At 57.4% G+C, this 23686-nt stretch carries 16 protein-coding genes and 2 tRNA genes; 3 read left to right on the top strand and 15 right to left on the bottom strand.

Annotated elements, in window-relative coordinates:
- Positions 1-155 precede the first annotated feature (155 nt).
- From T9A_RS08680 to T9A_RS08615, 15 genes are all read right to left on the bottom strand, one after another.
- Complete coding sequence (locus tag T9A_RS08680; RefSeq protein ID WP_052042698.1) at positions 156-2537, bottom strand: efflux RND transporter permease subunit; 2382 nt, start codon at positions 2535-2537, stop codon at positions 156-158.
- A gap of 10 nt (positions 2538-2547) precedes the next feature.
- The gene (locus tag T9A_RS08675; protein WP_035247140.1) at positions 2548-3639 is read right to left on the bottom strand and encodes a WD40/YVTN/BNR-like repeat-containing protein; all 1092 of its coding nucleotides are present in this window, start codon (positions 3637-3639) and stop codon (positions 2548-2550) included.
- Positions 3640-3777: 138 nt separating this feature from the next.
- Positions 3778-5184 (bottom strand): DUF1329 domain-containing protein, encoded by a 1407-nt coding sequence (locus T9A_RS08670; protein ID WP_035247139.1) that lies wholly within the window; start codon positions 5182-5184, stop codon positions 3778-3780.
- 45 nt (positions 5185-5229) lie between these two features.
- The gene (locus T9A_RS08665) at positions 5230-7200 is read right to left on the bottom strand and encodes a DUF1302 domain-containing protein (RefSeq protein WP_035247136.1); all 1971 of its coding nucleotides are present in this window, start codon (positions 7198-7200) and stop codon (positions 5230-5232) included.
- A gap of 316 nt (positions 7201-7516) precedes the next feature.
- Positions 7517-8527, bottom strand: coding sequence for an aminopeptidase N C-terminal domain-containing protein (locus T9A_RS17275; RefSeq protein WP_232222050.1), 1011 nt, complete (start codon positions 8525-8527; stop codon positions 7517-7519).
- An 85-nt stretch (positions 8528-8612) separates the two neighbouring features.
- Complete coding sequence (pepN, locus tag T9A_RS17270; protein ID WP_232222049.1) at positions 8613-10124, bottom strand: aminopeptidase N; 1512 nt, start codon at positions 10122-10124, stop codon at positions 8613-8615.
- Between the two features lie 107 nt (positions 10125-10231).
- Complete coding sequence (locus tag T9A_RS08655) at positions 10232-12661, bottom strand: hypothetical protein (RefSeq protein WP_052042695.1); 2430 nt, start codon at positions 12659-12661, stop codon at positions 10232-10234.
- A 253-nt stretch (positions 12662-12914) separates the two neighbouring features.
- The gene (locus tag T9A_RS08650; protein WP_035247134.1) at positions 12915-13187 is read right to left on the bottom strand and encodes a YeaC family protein; all 273 of its coding nucleotides are present in this window, start codon (positions 13185-13187) and stop codon (positions 12915-12917) included.
- A gap of 138 nt (positions 13188-13325) precedes the next feature.
- A complete protein-coding gene (locus tag T9A_RS08645; RefSeq protein ID WP_052042692.1) occupies positions 13326-14255 on the bottom strand; it encodes an NAD(+) kinase in 930 nt (309 codons plus the stop codon).
- 78 nt (positions 14256-14333) lie between these two features.
- Complete coding sequence (locus T9A_RS08640) at positions 14334-15407, bottom strand: cyclic nucleotide-binding domain-containing protein (RefSeq protein WP_035247130.1); 1074 nt, start codon at positions 15405-15407, stop codon at positions 14334-14336.
- A gap of 110 nt (positions 15408-15517) precedes the next feature.
- Positions 15518-16894 carry a hypothetical protein gene (locus T9A_RS08635; RefSeq protein ID WP_035247129.1) on the bottom strand — a complete coding sequence of 459 codons (1377 nt, stop codon included), beginning with the start codon at positions 16892-16894 and terminating at the stop codon, positions 15518-15520.
- A 644-nt stretch (positions 16895-17538) separates the two neighbouring features.
- A tRNA-Asp gene (locus T9A_RS08630) sits at positions 17539-17615 on the bottom strand.
- Positions 17616-17649: 34 nt separating this feature from the next.
- A tRNA-Val gene (locus T9A_RS08625) sits at positions 17650-17725 on the bottom strand.
- Between the two features lie 317 nt (positions 17726-18042).
- Positions 18043-18237: a hypothetical protein gene (locus T9A_RS08620; protein ID WP_035247126.1), complete on the bottom strand. Its 195-nt coding sequence runs from the start codon at positions 18235-18237 to the stop codon at positions 18043-18045.
- On the bottom strand, positions 18234-18824 hold the full coding sequence (locus T9A_RS08615) for a TetR/AcrR family transcriptional regulator (RefSeq protein WP_035247123.1): 591 nt from the start codon (positions 18822-18824) through the stop codon (positions 18234-18236). Before T9A_RS08615 ends, T9A_RS08620 begins: the two co-directional genes overlap by 4 nt.
- A 344-nt stretch (positions 18825-19168) precedes the next feature.
- On the opposite strand from T9A_RS08615, the gene T9A_RS08610 reads away from it, so the two are divergent.
- The 3 genes from T9A_RS08610 (at position 19169) to T9A_RS08600 (ending at position 23501) form a co-directional block, all read left to right on the top strand.
- Positions 19169-20959, top strand: coding sequence for an acyclic terpene utilization AtuA family protein (locus T9A_RS08610; RefSeq protein ID WP_035247120.1), 1791 nt, complete (start codon positions 19169-19171; stop codon positions 20957-20959).
- A gap of 62 nt (positions 20960-21021) precedes the next feature.
- The gene (locus T9A_RS08605; protein WP_035247119.1) at positions 21022-21891 is read left to right on the top strand and encodes an SDR family oxidoreductase; all 870 of its coding nucleotides are present in this window, start codon (positions 21022-21024) and stop codon (positions 21889-21891) included.
- Positions 21891-23501 carry an acyl-CoA carboxylase subunit beta gene (locus T9A_RS08600; protein WP_035247115.1) on the top strand — a complete coding sequence of 537 codons (1611 nt, stop codon included), beginning with the start codon at positions 21891-21893 and terminating at the stop codon, positions 23499-23501. Before T9A_RS08605 ends, T9A_RS08600 begins: the two co-directional genes overlap by 1 nt.
- The last annotated feature ends 185 nt before the right edge of the window (positions 23502-23686 follow it).

Here is a 23686-nt window from a genome sequence, read left to right as displayed (position 1 = left end):
GCCGCCTTAGAGAATCTGGCTGGGCGGGAATCTTCGCCTTGTGAAAAAGGCTCCAACTGAACCAGGGGGTTTGCCAGATAGCCCAGACTTTACCAATACAAAAAAAGCCCGGCAGAGCCGGGCTTGAAAATAACCAACAGAAACCAGCGCGTCAGTTAGCTGTTCTGACGAGCGCGGGCCGCATCAGGCTTGAGCAGGAAGCAGCCCAGAGCGGGCAGCAGCCACAGGGCACCGATCATGTTCCACAGGAACATGAAGGTCAGCAGGATGCCCATATCCGCCTGGAACTTGATGGAACTGAATGCCCAGAAGATCACGCCCACGGCCAGGGTGATGCCCGTAAAGGCCACCGCCTTGCCTGTAGTCTTGAGAGTTTCCCGGTAGGCGGATTCCAGATCCATACCCTGTTTCAGGTAATGAGCCAGTTTGCTGTAGATATAAATCCCGTAATCCACACCGATACCGACGCCCAGAGCAATCACCGGCAGGGTCGCCACTTTCACGCCAATGCCCAGATGCGCCATCAGCGCCTGGCAAAGGATGGAAGTCAGCCCCAGCGGCACGATGATACAGATCACCGCACGAATGGAGCGGAAGGCGATCAGCACCAGAATCGATACCACCGCGTACACCAGGGCAAGCATGGGATACTGATTGGCCTCGATGGTCTGGTTGGTGGCGGCTTCCACGCCAGCATTACCTGACGCCAGCTTGAACTCGATAACCTCTTCATTGTTCCGCTTCTCGGCGAAATCGGCCACCGCTGCGGTCACACGGTCCAGGGTTTCCGCCTTGTGGTCATCCAGGAACACGTACACCGGGGCCAGGGAACAGTCCAGATTGTAGAGGCTGTCCGGCATGAAGCTCATGACATTGTTGAGCGCATACTGGTCCCGGGAAATGGTAGCCCATTTCAGGGAGCCTTCATTCATGTTGGTGGAGATCAGTTTAGTTGCCGACGAGATGGTAACAACATCCTGCACTCCCTCCACATTGCGCAGGGTCCAGGACAAATCATCCACGGTCTGCATGGCGGGATAGGTGTTACAGGACTCCACCGGCGTCTTGCCCATCACTACCAGCACATCCGCACTGACAGAGTAGTTGGACACCAGGAAATTCACGTCGTGGTTATAGCGATAGCGGGGCTTGGGTTCATAACCGCGCGGGCAATCCATTTCTTCACACGGGTCCGGCCAGAGCTCTGGTGCACCTTTGTCCAGATCACCGATTTTCAGATCCTGGCTCATGTAGATGCCCACCCCGTAACCGGCCACTGCGATCACAATGGAGAGAGCCGCCAAAGGCTTACGGGTAAAGCGGGCAAACAGCCCGGCCAGCGGGTGCTCTTTCTTCTCTCCCGCCTGAATCTTGCGCACTGATGCACCGCTGACACCCAGGTAGGAAAGCACCATCGGCACCACAATCAGGTTGGTGATGATAATCACCGCCACCCCGATACTGGCCGCCATGGCCAGTTCCCGGATCACGCCCACATCGATGATATAGAGCGTCAGGAAGCCGATGGCATCTGACACCAGCGCCACCATGCCCGGTACATACAAGGACTGGAAGGTATTACGCGCCGCATCCAGTGGGGTCTGCCCTTCTGCAGCGTAGTTCGCCAGGGTGTTGACGATCTGCACACCATGGGAGACCGCAATGGCAAACACCAGGAACGGCACCAGCATCGAATAAGGATCAATGGTGAAGCCCAGCGTACTGACAATCCCCAATTGCCAGATAACCGCCACAAAAGAGCAAACGGTCACTGTCATTGCACTGCGCAAACAGCGGGTATCCAGCAGCAGCAGTACTGCAATCAGAGCCAGAGTGAAGAAGAAGAACATGGCCACTTCTTCTGCGGCGGCCATCACATCACCGGCTTTTTTGGCCAGGCCGACGATATGGATTCGAACGTTGGGATACTTGTCCTGATAGGTAGCACGAATCTCTTCAAGACGCGCTGCCAGCACGGGAATATCCACGCCGTTTTCACCCAGCGCATCCAGCAAATGGGCATGCACCACACTGGACTGGAAGTTATCCGCCACCAGACGGCCAACCTGGCCTGAGCGAAGCACATTGGTGCGCAGATCTTCGAGCGTCGCTTCGCTGCCATCGTAACCGGCGGGAATCACTTCACCACCCTGGAAGCCCTGCTCGGTTACCTCATTCCAGCGTACATTGCTGGTCCAGAGGGAACTGATTTTGCTGGGATCCACGCCATCCAGGGCAAACACCTCGTCGGTGATTTCCTTCAGGGCCGTCATATACTCAGGATTGAAGATATCCTCACTCTGGGTTTCTGCAACGATGACACGCACATCGTTACCCAGGCTCATATCATCCTTGTGCTCCAGGAAGTTCTGGATATAGGGATGACCCAGCGGGACCATTTTGCGGATATCGGTATTAAGCTGAATCTTGCTGGCCTGAAAGCCCAGGAAGACAGTCGCTGCAATAAACAGCAGCAGCACAACGGGACGAATGGAAAACAGCCCGCCGGCAATGGTTTTGGAAATACGACCTGACATGCTGTGCCCCTTATTTTACGTCTTCAATCACACGCACTCCGCCCTGGCCGGCGACAAGAACGCCGCCTGCCTTTCGGGGCAAAATTGCGGAGATGGATTCACGGTCCGGAAGGAACCGCAGGGAGAAGGTTTGACCACCATCGTGGCTGGTGAGAATGCCGCCGGCATTGGTAACCAGCACCACCGTGCCGTCTTCCAGTACCGTGCCGTCATTCACACCACGGGTCAGCTTGGTGGGCACCTTGGCCCAGCTACTGCCGCGATTGGCGGTTAACCACACATTGCCTTGCAGGCCGTAGATCAACACCTGGTAATCGGATATCGGGGTGGCCCCGAACAAGGTCCCGTCATAGGGACTGGTCAACGCTTCCCAGTTCTGGCCCTTGTCCGAAGAGCGAAAGATGACGCCCTTTTCACCAACCAGATAGCGATCGTTGCTAGCGGGAGCGGCCGCAAAGCCGTACAGATGCCAACCATCGTTATTACTCAGTGCAGCGGTGCGTTTGTTCCAGGTCTCACCGCCGTTGGAGGTTTCCAGATAATAACCATAACCACCCACTGCCACTGCCTTGTCACGGCTTTCACAGTGCACATCTAGTAGCGGCGCACCGGAGGTATCGACGGGTGCAGCGGCGGCTTCCTCGTAAGGATCATCGCTGTAGAGATCATCCCCGTAGGCATCGTCCTCATAGGGGTCGCCATAGATGTCGTCCATGGACAGATCATCCATGCTCTCATCAGCCGGCTCGCTATCATCACTGCCACCCAGCGGATCGCTGTACTGAAGCGTCCAGCTTTCTCCGCCATCACGGGTACCCAGTACCACTGCATCATGGCCCACGGCCCAGCCGTTGCGGGCATCCGCAAAACAAACCGCTGTCAGCAGCACCTCTTCAGGGGTTTTGGCTGCCTGCCAGTGATCCCCATCATCATCGGAGTAAAGAATTTTGCCGCGGTCACCCACCGCCACAATCCGGCCATTGGCGTTAGCCAGATCCAGATAGTTGTTGGCTGTAACCAGCGGCGACTTGTTATCAATAAACTGTGCCTGCAAAGGGGCAGACAGCATGGCTGCAACAGCCAGCAAAAGTGTTTTTCTCATTGTCCCATCTCTTCCCGAAGGCTCCTTGACGGAGCCAATTGCAAAACGACCGGGGACTTGGAGCCCTAGATGATGGCCCGTCGGTTCCCGGTCGCGTTGCCAGTGCTGTGCCGTTAAACGGTCAGCTTTTTCTTGTCATTACCGTCCGCGGCGGCGCAATGCGGCCGGATGGAAGTAACGATCATCTGGTACCGGCTGGCTATAATCCAGAATGGACGGCTCTTCGTTATCCAGGAACTGTACGTGGTAACGCTGGGCACGCAGATCATGGAACACATCCAGCGCGGTCCACTGGGTTGGCACTTCATAGTAGTTCTTGATGTAGGCCAGGCTCACGCGCCACAGTTCGTCACGGCGGTCGTACTGGTCGATGGCGGCGATCTGCCAGGAATCTGCATCAATGTAGAAACGGCGCTTGGCGTAGATATGACGCTCACCTTCTTTCAGGTTAGCTTCCACGACCCATACACGGTGCAGTTCCCAGCGCTGATAGTCCGGGTTGACGTGGCCCTGTTGCAGCAGGGTTTCGTATTTCACGTCAGGGCTGTCCATCTTGTAATTGTTATAGGGAATAAACATTTCCACCGGCTTTTCATGCACCAGTTTCCAGTTGTACTTGTCCGGGGCACCGTTATACATATCGGTGTCATCGGCGGTACGAAGACCATCAGCAGCAGCGATGGGGGTATCATAGGCCAGGTTCGGCGCCCGACGGACACGGCGCTGACCAGCGTTATAACCCCAGGCCTGACGCGGCATCTGTTTCTGGTCCAGCATTTCATGGACCAACACGGCCCCACCGGCCAAACGCGCTGGCGCCTTGGTGAAGGACAGGTAGTAGAAAATGATGTTGTCCAGGCTGTCGAAGTTGTACTTGGGATCGTAGTAGCGGAAATACACTTCCTGCTGGGAAGTAATCAGGGAGTAGGCACCGTTACGCTGCACCGCTACTTCGGAAGCACGACGCACCACATACAGGCCACGCCAGCGAAGAATGTGGTTCCAGATCGCCTGCTGTGCTTTGTCTTCATTGCTACCGCTCAGAATCGGGAAAGGAATCCCACCAAACGCCTTGTCAACGCCGGTTTCCGCCAGAGTGGCGCGAGTGGCGTTGCTCTTGGTGTTGTCGTAGACCCACTGCGGTGCAGAGGTAGAGCGGTGACTTGGGTAGACATTGAGTTTGAAGGTATCCGGGTAGGTTTTCAGCATACCCTGCACACCATCAGGCACCTTGTCGGCATATTTGGACAGGTTCTGGGCGGTGATGGTGAATACCACTTTGTCATTCTTGTAGGGGTCCGGATGGTGCTGGCCGGGCCGGGTATATTCCTTGGGGATATCCTTCTTCTGGATACCGCCGGTCCAATCAGGGATGCCAAGGCCAGTGGACACGGCTTTGCCGTTACCGCTGACGTTGGCCCCGAAGGGGGTCAGGGACTTGCCCAGCTTTGCCGCTTCCTGTGCGGACACGGCAGCCTGCACATTGGCCGCTACGCTCAGTGACAGCGCAAGCGCGCTGCCCATGGCGGTCAATTTCTTCAACATGATTGCTCTCCGAATAAACGGGCCGGAATCCCGACCCGGAAAAAATTAAAAAGAGTACTTAACAGAAACCGTAGCGTTGTTCCGGTCCGCCAGTTTGTTGGAATATTTGGCGCCCCAGAAGCTGGTGGCAGACATGCCCACTTCCAGGTTGTTCAGGTACACAAAATCCAGCCCCAGCGTGGCAGCTTTGCGATCTTCCATGAAATTGCCGCCGATCGGGGAGTTGCCACTCACATCGTGGGCAAGTCGGATGCTGGGCGCCATGGAAATACCGGCAAAAATATTGTTGTAGTTCGCTCTCAGAACCGCACGGTAACCCCAGGATGTATCATCCAGATTATATTTATTGGGGTCATCCGGGCTCAGGATCTGGGCTTCAGAGCCAAGAATGGCAGCGGTGGAGTTATATTCCAGCTCCGGATTCTCAAGGCCTTCGATGTGCTCAACGCCCAGTTCCAGCAGGGCCACCAAACCATCGGTACCCCAAGTAGGGCCGAAGTTGAAAATACTGACCAGGGAGCCGTTGTAGCTTTCCACTTCGTCGTAGAAGTAGTAGAGCTGGCCTTCCTGCACGGGAGAGTTGGAATTGAGACAGCTACCGCCAAGTTCAGCGCGCACACAATGCTGAGTCAGACTGCCGAGGGTTGGTGCAGGGTTTGCGGCTGCGCCAGCCAGTGACTGGATCAGGTTGTCGCCGATTTCATTGATAATCGCACGCTTGGGCCGGTAAGCCAGTTCCCCCGCCAGAGACATGGAGCCGACAACGGTGTTAAAGCTGGCACCGAACATGTCCTGGTCTTCCACATAAGCCATCTGGTATTCAGTGGTATCGATGGTTTCCGGAACACCAGCCAGGCCAGAGGTGTTGATCTTGTTGATGCGGGAACCCACTACAGGCGTACGTGCATGGGTGCGGGTATAGTAAAGCGCAAATTCGGTACCATTCAGAGCTTCTGCAAAGTAACGATAGGCCAAACCAAACTGGCCGCCATCCTTCGCATCCTCATCACGAATTCGGTCAACCGTTACCTGAGTAGCTTCGTACTCGTAACCCGGCCCGAATTGAGCCGTATAGGCAGCAAATGCATTTTCCAGACCCGGTGCGCCAGCGCCGAGGGCTACAACACGGCCATCAATAATCACGTTGTCAGCGCCTCTACCAGGGAATGCATCATGAGTAGAGAAGTAGGTCCCCGCTGGTGCGTCTTCGGAGTTCTCCCACTCGAATTGATAGAAGCCTTCCAGTGTCGCGTTAAAGGTCAGGCCGTAGGAAAAGTACAAGCTATCCAGCGGCAACAGGGCTTCCTTGATTTCAGAACCTGGCAAGCGCAGTGCATTGAGATCGAAGTAGTTGGCAGTGTTAACACCACCCTGGATGAACAGCGCTTCACCCCAGTTAATTACCTGCTGGCCCAGACGCACATTCAGAGGCTTCTCGAACAGATCGAAACTGCCCCAGACATAAGCATCCAGCATACGAGCCCGCTGGCCTGCATAACGCTCTGCATCACGGTTGAAATCATCCCCGATACCGTTATTGGCATAATCGGAATAGGTCGCATAACGGGTAAACCCGTTACCCGGCACGAAGGGGCCTGATTTCATCAGAGCGCCGCCATCATGGCCACCGCCCATGATCTGCTGATCGTGGAACGCCGTGGCACGGACGAACATGCCGTAACGCCCCTGCCAGCTCAAATCCATCTCCGGGGTGATCTTGTAAACCAGAGACGCCAGACCAGTATCGAAGTTGTTGTTGGCATCGTTCTTGTTGACCTGGGAGCCATAGCCTCTGAGGGTCATGTCAACCACATCACCGTTGGCAGCCAGCATCCGATCCTGCCCTTCTGTGCGGAACAACGCACCCACGGACAAGGCAGTATCCAGTCGACCGGTCCAGTCAGGATTATCGAATTGAAGCTGAATTGCAGAGGCAGGAAGTGACAAACTGGTAAGTGCTGCAGCACCAGCAACAGCCATCGCTAACCTGGTTTTGCGCAGGGGGTTATTATTCATGTAGCTCTCCGAATTGCCATGTATGGCTTTATTGTTCTTGCCCCGGTGGCGGCTTCTCCCTTGTGTACCGGTCCCATCATTCCATCCGATGCACGCCGTCACCCAGACTAAGTCTTAATTCTTACATATCGGGACCAAAAAGAAATCCCCCTTCAGTGTACATTTAACGACCAGCTAGTCACTACTTTTGTGCGCACTGACCAATCCCGCTATCAGCCTGAAGGCATTAACGTGACCCGAGCCCCGTTGCCTGATTCACCCGTAGGAGCTTTGCAAGCAAAGCTTCGGGGCGCGACTTATGCCAGTGCCACTCGTATCAGGCCTCCAGTATCCGTCCCAACACCTCTCTCAGGTTATCTGAAGCCTGCTTTTTGACCGTCAACAAGGCTGAGGCTAGATGCTCACGGCGCACCGCTTCCAGCTTTGGCAGACGTGCGGCCGCATTAGCCAACCGGGCTGCAATCTGCGGGTTGATCCCGTCAAGACGAGTCAGTGCCGCAGCAAACAGACGGTACCCCTCCCCGTCCTGGGAATGGAAGGCCGAAGGGTTACCGTTAGCCAGGGTGCCCACCAACGCTCGCACCCGGTTCGGGACAGTCCAGTCAAAGGCTGGATGCGCCATCAGCGCCTCTATTCGGGACAAGCTTTGCTCCCCAGGCATGGAGGCCTGAACTGCAAACCACTGATCCATTACCAGTGCTTCCTCGGACCAGCGTTCAGCGAACTGGGCCAGCGCCTGGTTTGCCCCGGCCAGGTTGTAGTGCACCAGCACCCGCAGCGCAGCCAGTTCTTCGGTCATACACAGCGGTAACTCGAACAACTCCGCTGCCAGACGCTGTGCTTCCGGGTGACCGGACGCTGCCAGATAATCCAGCGCCAGATTGCGCAACTGGCGGCGCCCCATGGCCCGGCCATCCATTTCCAGCTCAGTAGCGATCAGATTCTCTGCCAGTGACAGCCAGTGGCCCTGCAACGCCTTGCCCAAGGCCTGCTTCATGGCATGGTGGGCAGCATGGATTCCGCCAGGATCCAGGGGGGTATGCCTGTCGCCAAGGGCCACTTCACCAGGCAGTGACAGCAACAGAGCAGCCTGAGCCGGATCTTCATCGGCCCGACCGATCACTTGCTCCAATACGGGCACCAGCGCTTGCGCCTCAGCTGCGGCGGCCCCCTCCCCTTTCACCAGCCGATCCAGCGCGGAGAAGTAAAGCCGCTGGGCAGCACTCCAGCGGCAGTAGCCATCACTATCGTGGGCCAGCAGGCGAGATAACTGGCCATGATCGAAGGCGTAGTCGAGCACCACCGGCGCAGAAAAGCCCCGCAACAAGGAAGGGGTAACCGGCCCAGCGGCATCAACGCTGAAAGTCTGCTCTTCCCTGTCGAGGATAATGACCTTCTCCCGACTGCCCTCCTCATCCCGGCTCGCCGGTTTCGTCCAGTAAGGCCAGACGCACCGGGATCATCAGCGGTTGTTTCTCCGCCTGCCCTGGTGTCGGAGGAGTGTGCTGGCGGAAGGTGAGCTGGTACCGGTCATTCTCAAGGCGATCTGTCACGGTCAGTACCGGCGTACCCGCCTGGCTGTACCAGCGCTTGAACTGGGTCAGATCCCGCCCGGAGATCTCCTCCATGCAGGCAACAAAGTCATCACAGGTGACCGCCTGGCCATCAAAACGATCGAAGTAAAGGTCAGTGGCGCGACGAAAATCTTCCGGCCCCACCAGGTGATACTGCATACGGACAATTTCGGCGCCCTTTTCATAGATCGTCAGCGTGTAAAAATTATCAATTTTCTGGTATTCCGCCGGGCGCACAGGATGCGCCATGGGCCCCTGATCTTCCGGGAACTGGTGGTTAACCAGAAAGTCCACATTCTCCACCCGCTGCACCGCGGCTGAGTTCATATCAGCCGAGAACTGCTGGTCTCGAAATACGGTGAAGCCTTCCTTGAGACTGAGCTGAAACCAGTCCCGGCAGGTGACCCGGTTACCCGACCAGTTATGGAAATACTCATGGGCCACCACGGATTCCACCCGCTGAAAACCGGCATCGGTGGTAGTAGACGGGTGAGCCAGCACACAGGAAGTATTGAAGATATTGAGACCCTTGTTTTCCATGGCCCCCATATTGAAGTGGCTTACCGCCACGATCATATAGATATCCAGGTCGTACTCACGCCCGTAGGTGTCTTCATCCCAACGCATGGCATTCTTCAGCGACAGCATGGCGTGGTCCAGCTTGTCCAGATCGCGGTGCTCCGCATAAAGGCGCAGCGACACCTGGCGACCGGAACCGGTGGTATAGCTGTCCTCCAGACAGGCCAGATCACCGGCCACCAGCGCAAACAGGTAGCAGGGTTTCGGGAACGGATCTTCCCAGGTCACCCAGTGGCGATCGCCCTCTTCGCCCTGTTCTACCGGGTTACCATTGGATAGCAGCAGCGGGTAGCGCTTCTTGTCGGCCCGCACCGTGGTCGTGAACCGGGCCAATACATCCGGCCGATCAGGGAAAAAGGTAATCCGACGAAAACCTTCCGCTTCGCACTGGGTGCAGTACATGCCATTGGAACGATAGAGACCGTCGAGCGCAGTATTTTTTTCCGGTTCTATCCGCACTACAGACGTCAGCGAAAAAGTCTCAGGGACGCTTTCGATGGTCAACTTGTCCTTTTCATAGCGGTATCGATTTTCCGCAACAGGCTCACCATTGATTGCCAGCGACTCAAGCGCCAGGCACTCACCGTCCAGAATCAGATCACTACCACCTTCCCGTGTATTCTCAGGGTTTAGGCGAAACTGCATAGTGCTGGTCACCCGGGTCTGACCGTCCCGTAAGTCCACGTCCAGCTCCACATGGTCTACAAGAAAATCCGGTGGCGTATAATCAGCCAGGCGAGTGGTTTTCACATCAGCTTGCGGGCTATCCATGGAAGACTCCAAACAAAAGGGGCAGACAAAAACGACAACACCCCGCAGAGCGAGGTGTTGTGACTATGCCATTTCACGGGCTGAAGATCAGCCCGGTAATACAGCCATTATGGGGCTTCGATAAAGGCAGCCGCGGTATTGCTACCATTCGGTGCAGAACCAACAGCCGTGGATGCCGGCGCCAATACGAAGCTAGCTACTTGGGTCTGCAGTTCTGCAGTCGCCACATTCTCACCATTGGTGGGCATTTCACCACTTACCTCGTTGGGGCGCAGCAGTGAAGCGTGATGACCGATGGTCAGATTTACCAGAGCGTTAGCAGCGGATACATCCACAGGCCCTGGGCCAACCTGGCCGGCACCAAGCAGGGCTGCCAGCGGGGTCGTACCTGCCAGTGGCGCACCAGCGGCGCTATTTGGCACTACCTTGTCGGCAGTATAGACCTTGGCATCAGCCAGGCCTGAAGCATCACCACCACCGACAATCTGCTGTACCAGTACCGGCACACCGAGGGTTCCCAGGGTTTCAGCAAAGTTTACCGGATCACCGGAATCCACTGCGCTCTGAGCCACATACAGGAAGCGTTCGAAGTTTGTGGTGCCCTTCTGAACGCCCGCTGCTGCCAGGCCTGCCTCAATCACCGGACCAAAGGTCTGCGAATTGTTCAGGATCTGGGTCAGCTGGCTACCGCCGGCGGAAACCACCAGCCCATCAAGAGGCTTCAGATTACTGGTAAAGCCGGTGAGGCTTTCAAACCCAATCGCCCTCTGATTCACGGTGGCGTACACCGCACCGACAATACCGCCAAGAGAAACACCTACCGTTTTCACATTGGTGGTATCCAGAGTTCCCAGACCCGCATCATTCAATGAGGTGCTGATGCTGTCCAGGCTGGCATTAAGGTTCAACATATCCATGACAGACTGGCGCATATTATCGCGAGTGTTATTGAGCACTCCCAGATTGATGAACTGAGCACCGGAACCACCCGGGTCACCAAAGTGACGCTCGACAGGGACGTCTGCCGGGTCATAAGCGGAGCTGACAGCATCAGCGCCAAGCAAGGCGCCCAGAGGGTTTCCACTCGTCACACCGTGAAGCGGCAAATCAATCGCCACTGTTGCAACACAGACGGATGCCAGAGTATGGGCCAGCGCCACCACGGACGCCCTGTCACTGGTAATACCGTGGATATAAATCACCACCGGGTAACCCGCAGGACGTGCCGTTTGACAGTCTGCGCCGCCAAAAGCCGGGTTCGCTGGAACATGATCCGGCTCAGGCAATGTGACCTGCAACGGCACCGACTCGACACTCTTCTGCGCCGCAAACGGGTATCGGTAGGTCACATTATAGGTCACGCCATCGGCATCCACAGGCGGCAATGCCGGTGCACCTGGTGGCAACTCTGCGCTTAATGCCCCACCCAGCGTCTGATCGGCCACCCAGCTATCTTGGGTGTAACTCATCTTCATGGTGGTATCGGGCGTAGTCAGGTAGTACGGCAGCTTGATAAAGCCGGTATACAGAGAACCGACGCCAGCAGGCAACGCTCCACCCGTCAGAACATTGAGATCAACGGCAGTTGCTGCAGCAATGTCATTATCCCGAGCCTTGGGGGTACTCAACAGCCCCAGGGCTTCCAGTCCTGTAGAGTTTGCAACGGCTGTGCCGCCAGCAATGCCTAGAGCAACCTGCGCCTGAACCAGTGCTGCACGAGGTGCCGCCATGGCAACCAGTGGCGCCTGGGGATCCGTGGTCGTAAAGGTGTAGGAAATGGCAATGCTGTCTTTTGCCTGTTCGGCACTGATAGCACCGCCGGAAAGCGTTTGCAGGACACCGGAAGCAATAGTTTCCCAGCCTGCGATAGCATCACGTACCGGCTGCAGAGCGGGAGTTACAGCCGGAGTCGTTTCACCCAGCGTATTGTAGCTGCTGGACGGAGTAATCGGGTCACCAGCACTGTCCAGGACGCCATTGGTAACAAATACCAGATACTTGGTCTTGGCCTGCAAAGGCTCCTGAGGAATCACACGCAGCACATTGTTGGTGCCGCCATCCAGAGACACTACCTCAGCGCTGGCAGCGGGCCAGTTACCCGGAGCCTGAACGCCGACGATATTGGCGGGATCCAGTGCATCATTGCTACCAGTATCCAGCGGGATAAGGAAAACATTCGGTGAAGCGCACTGCGCCATCGCCTGAGCCAACGTCGTACAGAGGCTCGCTGGATCAATGCTACCGCCGGCAAATCCGATATCGAAATAAGCGCTGGTAGAAAAGCCGTCCAGGCCATTAATTGCCGCTTCCACCGGATTGGTGGGAGCGCCCACGTCTGCAGTACCATCACTGGTTGCTGCTGCCGCGAAGACAATATCGGTATTCAACGGCAGATCGGATGCAAGCGGGTCAAAGCGGGGAAAAGTCCCGATTTGGGTAGCACCCTCACTCTGATCAGGAACGGTATCACTGCCGCCACCACAGGCCGCCAGTGCCAAGGCCACTGCCGCAGGCAGTACTTTCTTGTAGATATGCATGGGTTCTCCCAAACCGTTTGTTATCTTTTTTATTTCTGTCTGCGCCGCAATCTCCCATAACGCAGCCAGAAAGACATCGTCCCTGTGCGCCGAATCTAGGCCGGCTAACCTACACAGCAGAGTTGTCACCTAGGAAGAATACAGTATGTTTGGAAGAGCACCAACGGTCTTTGACAGGAAAAACTTGACGTTGGTCCGATAGGCGGTATCCGGGCGACGACCCGCCAGTCACCGCCCGAGAGAGAGAACAGGTCTACTGAAGTCGATCCGGCGCACGCAGGGTCACCGGCTGCTCCTCTGGCTCGCCCTCCCCACTCTTACATTGCTGCTCCATATAGCCTGAGCGTTGCTCCTCGGGCAGGTTCTTTGCCTCCCAGGCAATCACTGCCTGCAGACAGGTTTCACGCTGCTCCCGGGTCAGCGGCCGGCCATCCGCCCATTTGCCGGTTTCAATAGCGCGGCGCATGTTGTCACAGACTTCCTGCGTCATGGCAGAGATCAGGTCTTCAAAGCTTTGATAGGTCATGAGATTCACTCGTTAGAGGCACCCCCGCCAGTTCGGCGGGGGTGGGCTTACGCCCGTTTCCGGCCTAGCTAGCCTGGGACGGATACAGGGAAACCGCTGTTTGCCTGTAGCTATTAACTACTCACTATTAACTGCTTTTTAATTGCTGTCACCGGGGCGAGTACTCCAACCCAGCTTGGAACGGCAGGCCTGGTAGAAATCATGGCCTGGCGGGTGAATCAAGTGCAAACGGTGGGGTTTCTTGCGAATGGCGATCACATCATCCACCTGCAGGCGAATCCCGGCGGTGCCGTCGCAGCTGACCAGTGGCCGGACCTTTTCGGTGGTGATATGGATCTTAATCTCGCTGTCACCGGCCACCACCAGCGGGCGGCTGGTGAGGGTATGCGGATTGAGCGGTACCATTACCATGGCATCCAGCTTGGGATGCATGATGGGCCCGCCGCCGGACAGCGCATAGGCCGTGGAACCGGTGGGAGTGGAGATGATCAGGCCATCGGAACGCTGGCCATAAACAAAATGGCCATCGATCACCAGCTCGAAGTCGATCATGTGCACGCTGTCACCGGATAGCAGCACGATATCATTCAGGGCGCAGCCCTCGCCCACCACGGTCTTGCCCCGGCGCACTTCCAGATCCAGCAGAAACCGCTTTTCGGTGGTGTATTCACCGTCCAGCACCTGCCCCACCCGGCTTTCGATTTCGGAGGGAAGAATATCGGTGAGAAACCCCAGGTGACCACGGTTGACGCCCAGCACCGGCACGTCAAAACGGGCCAGGGTGCGGGCGGCGCCCAGCAGGCTGCCATCGCCACCGACGACAATGACCAGATCACAGGCTTCCCCCATCTGCGTGGCAGAGGCAGCCTGCAGGCCCATTTCCGGCAGACTGCCGGCAATGTTCTTGTCGAGGATAACGGTACAGTCACGCCCGTTGAGGAAGTGAATCAACTGACGCAGTGAATACAGCGCCTGTTCACTTTCGGAACGGGCAATCAAGCCGATATTGCGGAATTTGTTGCTAAAAGTCTCTTGCGCCACACGAATCCTGGGCAGCCGGGGCTGCATCCGGTGAAGGGCTCGCCCTCCATCCGGTGAGCGACCACCCTGGCCAGAATCCGTGATTGCAGCGTGGCAGCCGCGGATTCAGACCTGTGTCAGGTACTCGTTCAGGTTAGCAGCATTGGCATTCAGGCCACCATCCAGAACGATTACGTCCAAGCCGGCGTTTTTTAACAGAAAAGCGGCTGTGGCGCTACGTCGACCGGTGTCACAGTAAGCAATATAGGTCTTGCTGGGGTCTAAAAGACGGGATTTCAGCCGCAATACGTTCAGCGGCATATTGGTGGCTCCCACCAGGTGCTCCTGGTCGAATTCATCGCTGGTGCGCACATCCAGCCACCAGGCGCCCTTTTCTGCCGCGCCCAGTACATCCCCAGCGGGCATGGTGTTGATGATCGGCTCGCGCAGCAGAGCATCAAAGTCCTGGCGTTCCAGCTTCATCAATACCCCATCGGTGGCCATGGTCACCGTGGCGTTACGAGGTTTGCCGGAAAGCAGCGCCTCTTCGCCAAACCACTGCCCCTCTTCCAGCATGGCCACAGGGGTTGGGGCATTATCGCCCATACTGATGGCCACCTCGCAGACACCTTCCTTGAGAATGTAGCAACAGTCTGCCGCCTCGCCCTGACGGATGATGACATCCCCCTGCTTGTGACGATGAGCCTTCAGGCGCCGGAAGATTTCCAAGATATTACTGGGCGGCACCCGATGAAACAGCTTGGATTTAAGCAGCCGAATCATCCACTCGCGATCATTCTGGTAAGCGGAGTTGGCGTTGATATCGAGAATCACGTAGCCGGCGGACTGGTCCCAGGAAAGAATGGTATCCAGGCGGAAGCTGTCAAACCGAACCACACTGACCTCGGTCAGAGCCCGAGCCGTGCTCCGCCGGGGCTGGGCATGCTCCAGCGGATGCCAGGATGCGGTATCGCCGGCACTGACGGTACGGGTTTTACCTGCGTCATCGGTAAGCTCTACCTTGCCGCTAAGCAGATAGATGGTGGTGTTGTCCTTGTCGCCAAGCGAAAAAAGGGCATCTCCTGACGAATAACGGCACACTTCCTGCTGATCCAGAAGCCAGTCCAGCTGGTCCCCAGACAGCGCATTCACTGGCACAAAGGTCTGTAAAAGGCTTTTATCAATGGATTCCTGTGCCATACCTGCCGCTCCCCGTGCTCTTATTGTGTCAACAACATCATGCTTTCAGCGTAGATAATGCAAAAAACCTACCATTTTTCAGTGAAGTGGCACTGGGTCACATCTGTTTATCAGCGAAAGCGCAGCACGTTATCGATCGCCGAGTCGTTGCGACAGTTCGGACAACGATTGGCATTGCAGTCGGAGACGCCGGGCTTGAACTGGTTGGGCACCTCCACCCGGATCACTCGCTTGCCACAGGCCTGTTGATCCGAGCCCACCGAGACCTGGCACACCGGGTTTTCATAATGAGCCAACCAGGCCCGATAGTGATCTTCAGTGACCAGACATTTACGCGCAGCGAAAGCCACTGGATTTTCCATGTAACTGCCGATCTGATCAGCGGAAATGGAAATATGCCCGGCACCGGGGTGGAAGGCGATAAAGCTGAGACCGAGATTTTCCAGTTTTTCCAGCACCTTCTGGGCACCAGTGCTGGCTTCTTTCACCCGATTTCGTTTGAGCTCGCCCAGCTCCTCCTTGAGCTGGCTGATCAGATCATCGCGGGTCAGCACATCCATTTCCTTGGCATGGATCTGCTCGGACAGTTTCGCCCGCTCCTCCTCGATGCGCTGCTCAAGTGCCAGCTTGTACTGTTCGGTGAGCACTTCCAGTTCGCTGCCCTGGGTCTGGCTTTGATGGCTCTGCTCCTCCAGGCTCTGGGTTAGCGATAACACCTGAGCCTTCAGAGAATCATTCTGTTCACGCAACGCTCCATTCTGGGATTTGAGCGTCTTGAACTGTCCCAGAACCTTTTCCAGCTGAGCATTAAGGATTTCCTCTTTTTGCTGAGCCGCGTAGCGTAGTTTGCCCACTTCTTCGGATTGGGAGTTTTCCAGAGTCTGCACCCGCAAGCGCAGCTCCTTGATAATGCGAGCCAGCCGAACCCTTTCTTCATCGGCCTCTTTCTTGCTCTCGCTATCGTCCGGCGCGATGGTGGGCGCCTTCGTTTCGGCACCAATGACTGGTGGCGCGGCGGCAGGAGTCGAATCCAGCTCGTCATCGATCTCCAGACCCAATTTCGGACCGCGCTCACGAATGGTGTCTCGAATGGCGATAAAGTCATTGGCTCCCGGCTTCATACCCGGATCCCACATCTGATCCTGGTGCCAAGCCACCGGACACTGGCTACGGCAGGCCAGACGGATCGGTCCGGCCCCCATATCCGGCCCTTGCCCTGCATGCTCTGCAAGATGGCGCAGCGGCACATTCCAGGTGGTGTCGGCCATGCCATCTTCATCAAAATCGATGGTAAAAAGGACCAGTGAACGTACCCGTAACTGACCATTCACCAAACAGTAGGCACCACGAACTTCCTTATCAGCAAACTCAGGGACCCCCACCATGCCATCCAGGATCGCCTCAAAATCCGCATACAGCATGCTTTTGGTAATGCCCCGATGATCAAAAAACAGAATTGCTTCGGACGTCACGGAGGATAGAGGCATGTGTCCTTCCTTCCCTTGAGAATTATTGTAGTTGGCCACTGACTCGCCACAACGTCACTCCCTGCAATATCCAGAAAACCCAGTAGTGACGGCAAAGTCAGGGTGCTGCCAATTATAGTCAGCCCCTCATAAAAGAGTGTGACCTGAATGGCAGTAAAAAAAAAGCATACGAAAACCCGCTCATCACTATGCCGCAAAGCAGCCAGCAAAGACCAATAACGACATCACGTTGCCAGAATAATATGTGTGGGGAGAGGGGGGGGAGGTGGTTAACGGATAGGAGTGGGGCTGGAAAATCGGAGAGGAATCAGAGTTCCTCTCCATCGTCTACCCAGCTGTCTTCTTCCTGCCACTCTTCCAGGCATTCCATCAGCTGCTTCTCTTCCAGCCGCTCTTCCAGATAGTCTTCCATTTGCTTGTCCTCCTTTATCTTTTTCAGTGTTGTGAACCTGAAATTAGACAGGGTTTAGGTGACAAGTTCATTACAGGAGACGCTGCACGCATCACGCAGCAGACAACACGAACAAATAAAAACAGCAAGGCAAAACCAGGAGCAACGGAGGCATGACGCGCTGCATGGAGCGTGGGCAGCCCCCTTGAAACAAAAAAGGCCCCCGTAAATGGGAGCCTTTAATGCTGAATAGTGGCGGAGCGGACGGGACTCGAACCCGCGACCCCCGGCGTGACAGGCCGGTATTCTAACCAACTGAACTACCGCTCCACTTTTCCTTTCGGAACTCTTTACTTTCAAAATATGGTGGGTGGTGACGGGATCGAACCGCCGACCCTCTGCTTGTAAGGCAGATGCTCTCCCAGCTGAGCTAACCACCCGCATCGCGCTGCGAAGTGGGCGCCATTTTAGGGATTGGGCCGGGGGTGTCAACGGCTTTTTGCAGAAAAAAGTCCGTTTGCCTAGAAAATGGGCGGAACGGGCAAAAGTTGCACAGAATGGCCACTGTAGGAGCCCATGCTTGCATGGCGAACCGAGCCGGCGGTGCCGTTGCTCCCGATCTCAAAGAAGAAGCTGTCGAAGCCAGACAGGCCTGATCGCCCTCCGGGCGATTTCCTCGCTAGCGCGAGGTTCGCATGTGCAGATCCCCCGTGGGGGCAAGCATGGGCTCCTACAAGCGGCTACGTAGCTTACCGCTTCAGCTCTCTTCCGACTCCAGCGCCTCAATCTTCGCCTTTGCCTGCTCCAGAGTGAATCGCCCCGGCACCGGCTGCCCGCTCGGTTTGGCAATCAGGTAGTGATGCACATCCAGCGCCCAGGTCTGCCGGTTCAGCTCGCCTTCCTCGATAATGGAGTACCCACTCTGCCCCCAGCTGATGGCATTACCGATCATGCTTCCCCCACCACACGGGCCAGAATAATGTCCGCCAGGTCATCCAGGGTCAGGGAACCGTCCCGGTCAAACCAGTTGGGCGCCCAGCCTGTCATGCCGGTGAGCAGGCGACGAATGATAAAGGGATCATCCCGGAACGCCCCCTGCGCATGCAGCGCATTGAGTGCATCCAGCCACAGTTGCTCATAAATGGCGCGCAACTCCAGCGCCTTGCGCTGTTTGTCCTCACTGAGACAGCGCCACTCTGTCACCAGCACGGTCATGGCTTCAGCAGTATCCCCGACAATGGACTGCAGCTCCGCACGGATCAGTGCCCGCAGCTGCCCTTTCGGTGAGCTCTCAGCCGCAATAGCCCGGCGCAGACGATCCGTATTGAACTGGATCACCTCTTCCATTACCGCAAAGAGGATATCCTCCTTACTCTTGAAATGATGAAAGATGGAGCCGCTCTGGATGCCCACGGAAGCCGCAATATCCCTGACTGTAGTGCGATCAAAGCCCTTGTCCCGAAACAGGTGAGCCGCCGCACTGAGCAAACGCCCGCGGGGAGAATCATCGATTCCATTAATTGCCAGTGACTCAGCCATTGGTATCCTCTTTTTTGTATCCCCGCATTATCCCGATTCCTGGCTGCAAGCTGCAAGCTGCAAACACAATCACCATGCGCCGGATTAAACAGTAGGAGCGCCGCTTGAGGCGCGAACCAGAGCCCAGCGAAGGATCGGTGCAGATGACAGATCAATTCCTCGCCCAAGGCTCGAATTCGCGCCTCAAGCGGCTGTATTCGCTTCGGGTCGCACTGAACTACGTGCGTTGCTCCGCTCCTACAGCGGCTTCGGATAAATGCTCAGCAAGACATCTCACACTTTACAAACCAAGCGCTTGCTTGGTAGCTTACGAGACCACGCTTTTACACGCAAATGGAGCCACCATGACCGAACCCGTTCGCATCGGCTGTGCCGCCGGATTCTGGGGCGATACCAACAGCGCCGCTTTCCAGTTGGTCAAGCAGGCCGAGATCGATTATCTGGTGTTCGACTATCTGGCCGAGGTGACCCTGTCCATCATGGCCGGGGTCCGCATGAAGGATCCCAGCGCCGGTTACGCCCACGACTTCGTTAATAATGTCATGGCGCCGCTGGCCAAGGACATCAAAGCAAAGAACATCAAGGTGGTCAGCAATGCCGGCGGGGTAAACCCTCGCGCTTGCCGTGAAGCCCTGGAGAAAGTGTTCGAGGCCGCCGGGGTAACCATGAAGATTGCCCTGGTGGAAGGCGATGACCTGAACCCGCGCCGCAACGACTTTGCCGATGTGACGGAAATGGACACCGGCGCTCCCCTGCCCCCCATGACAGTCACAATGAATGCCTACCTGGGCGCCCTGCCCATCAAGGCAGCTCTGGATGCCGGCGCCGATATCGTGCTCACTGGCCGCATCGCTGATTCCGCCGTGGTACTGGGCCCCCTGATGCACGAATTCGGCTGGGCTGAAGACGACTACGACAAACTGGCCCAGGGCTCACTGGCCGGCCATGTGATCGAATGCGGCGCCCAGTGCACCGGCGGCAACTTCACCGACTGGCGCGATGTTCCTGACTTCCACAACATGGGCTTTCCCATTGCCGAGTGTTTTGCGGACGGTCACTTCGTCATTACCAAGCCGGACAACACCGGTGGCCTGGTCAACACCGCCACCGTAGGCGAACAGATCGTCTATGAAATTGGCGATCCTCGTGCCTATATGCTGCCCGACGTGGTCTGCGACTTTACCCAGGTACAACTGGAACAGGTGGGCGACAACCGGGTGAGTGTCAGCGGCGCCCGGGGCCTGCCGCCCACCGACAGTTATAAGGTCTCCGCCACCTACCCGGATGGTAACCGTATCACTGCCTCCTTCCTGATGGGCGGTATCGACGCCCCGCAAAAAGGCCAGGTGGTGGCCGACGCCATCCTGAAAAAGGTGGACGGCCTGTTCAAACAGCTGGGCATGGCGCCCATGCGCGAGACCAGCGTGGAAATCCTTGGCAGCGAAACCACCTATGGCGCTCAGGCCCGTCGTGGCGACACCCGCGAAGTAGTGGTCAAGATCGGCGCGTTGCACGATGACAAGAAAGCCCTGGGTCTGTTTGCCCGGGAAATTGCCCAGGCCGCCACCGGCATGGCACCGGGCCTGTCCGGCCTGGTTGGCGGACGCCCCAAGCCGTTCCCGCGCATTCGCCTGTTCTCCACCCTGGTCAGCAAGAAGTCGATTCCGGTGACTGTGGACCTGGACGGCAACACCATACCGGTGAACATTCCTGCCGGAAGCGCGTTTGATGCCAACATCCTGCCTGATGACAGCCGAGGCGACATCGCTACCGGCGAAGTGGCTGTGCCACTGATCAAACTGGCCTGGGCCCGCAGTGGCGACAAGGGCAACCACGCCAACATCGGCGTCATCGCCCGTCAGCCGGAGTACCTGCCCTATATCAATGCGGCCCTCACGGAAGACGCCGTGGCCGATTATATGCAGCACGTGCTCGACCCGGACACCGGCAGCGTCAGCCGTTGGTCACTGCCGGGCATGAATGCCTACAACTTCCTGCTGAAGAATGCCCTGGGCGGCGGCGGCATCGCCTCCCTGCGTATTGACCCGCAGGGCAAGGCGTTTGCCCAGCAGTTACTGGATATGCCCATCCCCGTCAGCCAGACCATCGCTGATGAAGTGGGCAAGCAATATTGATTTTAGCGTGCTGCGTGTCGCGTGAGGCATGCAAGCGCTATTAGGACTTCAAGGACTCAACAATGTCATACCGTTCCGTATTCAAACCCGACCTGTTTGCCGGCCAGAACATCATCGTCACCGGCGGTGGCTCCGGCATCGGTCGCTGCACCGCCCATGAACTGGCTTCCCTTGGGGCCCGCGTCGTATTGGTCGGTCGCAAGCAGGATAAACTGGATGCCGTAGCCGCGGAAATCGAGGAAGACGGCGGCCAGGCCATCGGCTTCGCCTGCGACATTCGAGACGAAGATGTGGTCAAAAGCACCGTCGCCGATATCTACAAGGCCGTCGAAGTCGTTCACGGCCTGGTCAACAACGCCGGCGGCCAATTCCCTTCACCACTGGCGCTGATCAGCCAGAAAGGCTGGGAAACCGTGGTGCGCACCAACCTCACCGGCGGCTTCCTGATGGCCCGGGAAGTCTTCACCCAGGGCATGAACCGCAACGGCGGAGCCATCGTCAACATCGTCGCCGACATGTGGGCCGGTATGCCCGGCATGGGCCACTCCGGCGCCGCCCGTGCCGGCATGGTCAACTTCACCCAGACCGCTTCCTACGAGTGGGGCAGCTGCGGCGTGCGCGTCAATGCCGTCGCCCCGGGCTGGATCATGTCCAGTGGCATGGATACCTACCCCGAGGGTTTCAAGCAGACACTGAAAACCCTGCGTGCGGCGGTGCCACTCAAGCGCATGGGTAACGAATCGGAAGTGTCCGGTGCCATCTGCTTCCTGCTCAGCGACGCCGCCGCCTTCATCAGCGGCGACACCCTGCGCATCGATGGCGCCGCCAGCCAGGGCAACGTGGCGATCTTCCCGCTGCCCGACCACGACAAGAGCAAGCCGTTTGACGGCTTCCACCGTGCCACCACCCCCGATGTCTTCAAGGACCTGTAATGTCAGTCATTGAATCCGCACTGGACCCGAACAGCGAGGAATACCGGCAGAACCGCGACGCCCTGCTGGCGGCAGTGGAAGAATTCCGCGCCATCGAGCAGGCCGTGGTGGATACCGCCGAAGGCAAGCGCGCCAAGTTCGAGAAACGTGGCCAGCTACTGCCCCATGAGCGTATCTCCCGCCTGCTGGACACCGGTTCGCCATTCCTGAGCCTGATGAACCTGGCCGGTTACAAGATGCACGATGACAAGGACGGTACCGAAGCCGGCGGCGGCACCATTGCCGGCATCGGCTATGTGTCCGGCGTTCGTTGCCTGGTTACTGCCTCCAATTCCGCCATCAAGGGCGGCACCATTTCGCCCTCTGGCCTGCATAAAACCCTGCGCCTGCAGCGCATCGCCATGGAAAACAAGCTGCCGGTGGTGAGCCTGGTGGAATCCGGCGGCGCCAATCTGAACTATGCGGCAGAAGTGTTCGTGGACGGCGCCCGCACTTTTGCCAACCAGGCACGGCTGTCCGCTGCCGGCATTCCGCAGATCACCGTGGTACACGGCAACGCCACCGCCGGTGGCGCCTATCAGCCAGGCCTGTCTGACTACGTGGTAGTGGTCCGCGAGCGCGCCAAGATGTTCCTGGCCGGCCCTCCGCTGCTGAAAGCCGCCACCGGCGAAATCGCCACCGATGAAGAACTGGGTGGCGCCGAAATGCACGCCGGCACCGCCGGCACCGCCGAATACCTGGCGGAAAACGATGCGGACGGCATTCGTCAGGCCCGGGATCTGGTCAAGCTGCTGGGCTGGCGCCGGGCAGCACCGGCTAGCGACGAGATCGAACCGCCCCGCTACGATGCCGAGGAATTGCTCGGTGTGGTACCCGCCGACGCCAAGAAACCCTACGACGTGCGCGAGATCATTGCCCGCATCGCCGACAGCTCCGATTTCCTGGATTTCAAGAACGACTGGGACAGCGCCACCGTGTGCGGCTGGAGCACCATCGAAGGCAAGCCCGTGGGCATCATCGGCAACAATGGCCCGATCACCCCGCGAGGCGCTGCCAAGGCCGCCCAGTTCATCCAGCTCTGCGACCAGACCCGTCGACCATTACTGTTCCTTCACAACACCACCGGCTTCATGGTGGGCACCGACGCGGAACAGAACGGCGTCATCAAGCACGGTTCGAAAATGCTGCAGGCCGTGGCCAACGCCCGGGTGCCGAAGATCTCCATCGTCGTCGGTGGCTCCTACGGCGCAGGCAACTACGCCATGTGCGGCCGCGGTCTCGATCCGCGCTTCATCTTTGCCTGGCCCAACTCCAAAGTTGCCGTCATGGGTGGCCAGCAGGCCGGCATGGTGCTGCGCATCGTGGCCGAAGCCAAACAGCGCGCCAACGGCATTGAGCCGGACGAGAAGGTGCTCGACATGCTCCAGCAGACCACCGCCCAGAAACTCGACAGCCAGTCCACCGCGCTCTACGGCACGGCCCGGCTATGGGACGACGGCATCATCGACCCCCGCGACACCCGCCGCGTGGTCGCCTATGCCCTGGACATCTGCGCCGACGCCCAACATCGCGAGCTACACCCGAATGCGTTCGGGGTGGCAAGGCTGTGAAGCAATTGATAATGGAGAATTGATGATTGATAACGGCGCGAACAAGGCATGAATTAACTTGCAAGTCATCCTCCGCGCACCCTGTTTTTCGTTATCAATTATCCATTTTCAATTATCAATTCTTCCTCGGAATTTTCAGTAGCCGTAAGCATTCAACAGCACGCATTGCGTAACGAACACAACAG

Source organism: Alcanivorax jadensis T9 (assembly GCF_000756655.1).
Taxonomy (GTDB): Bacteria; Pseudomonadota; Gammaproteobacteria; order Pseudomonadales; family Alcanivoracaceae; genus Alcanivorax; species Alcanivorax jadensis.
The sequence above is the reverse complement of the archived record's forward strand: the minus strand, read 5'-3'. Positions and strand labels throughout refer to the sequence as shown.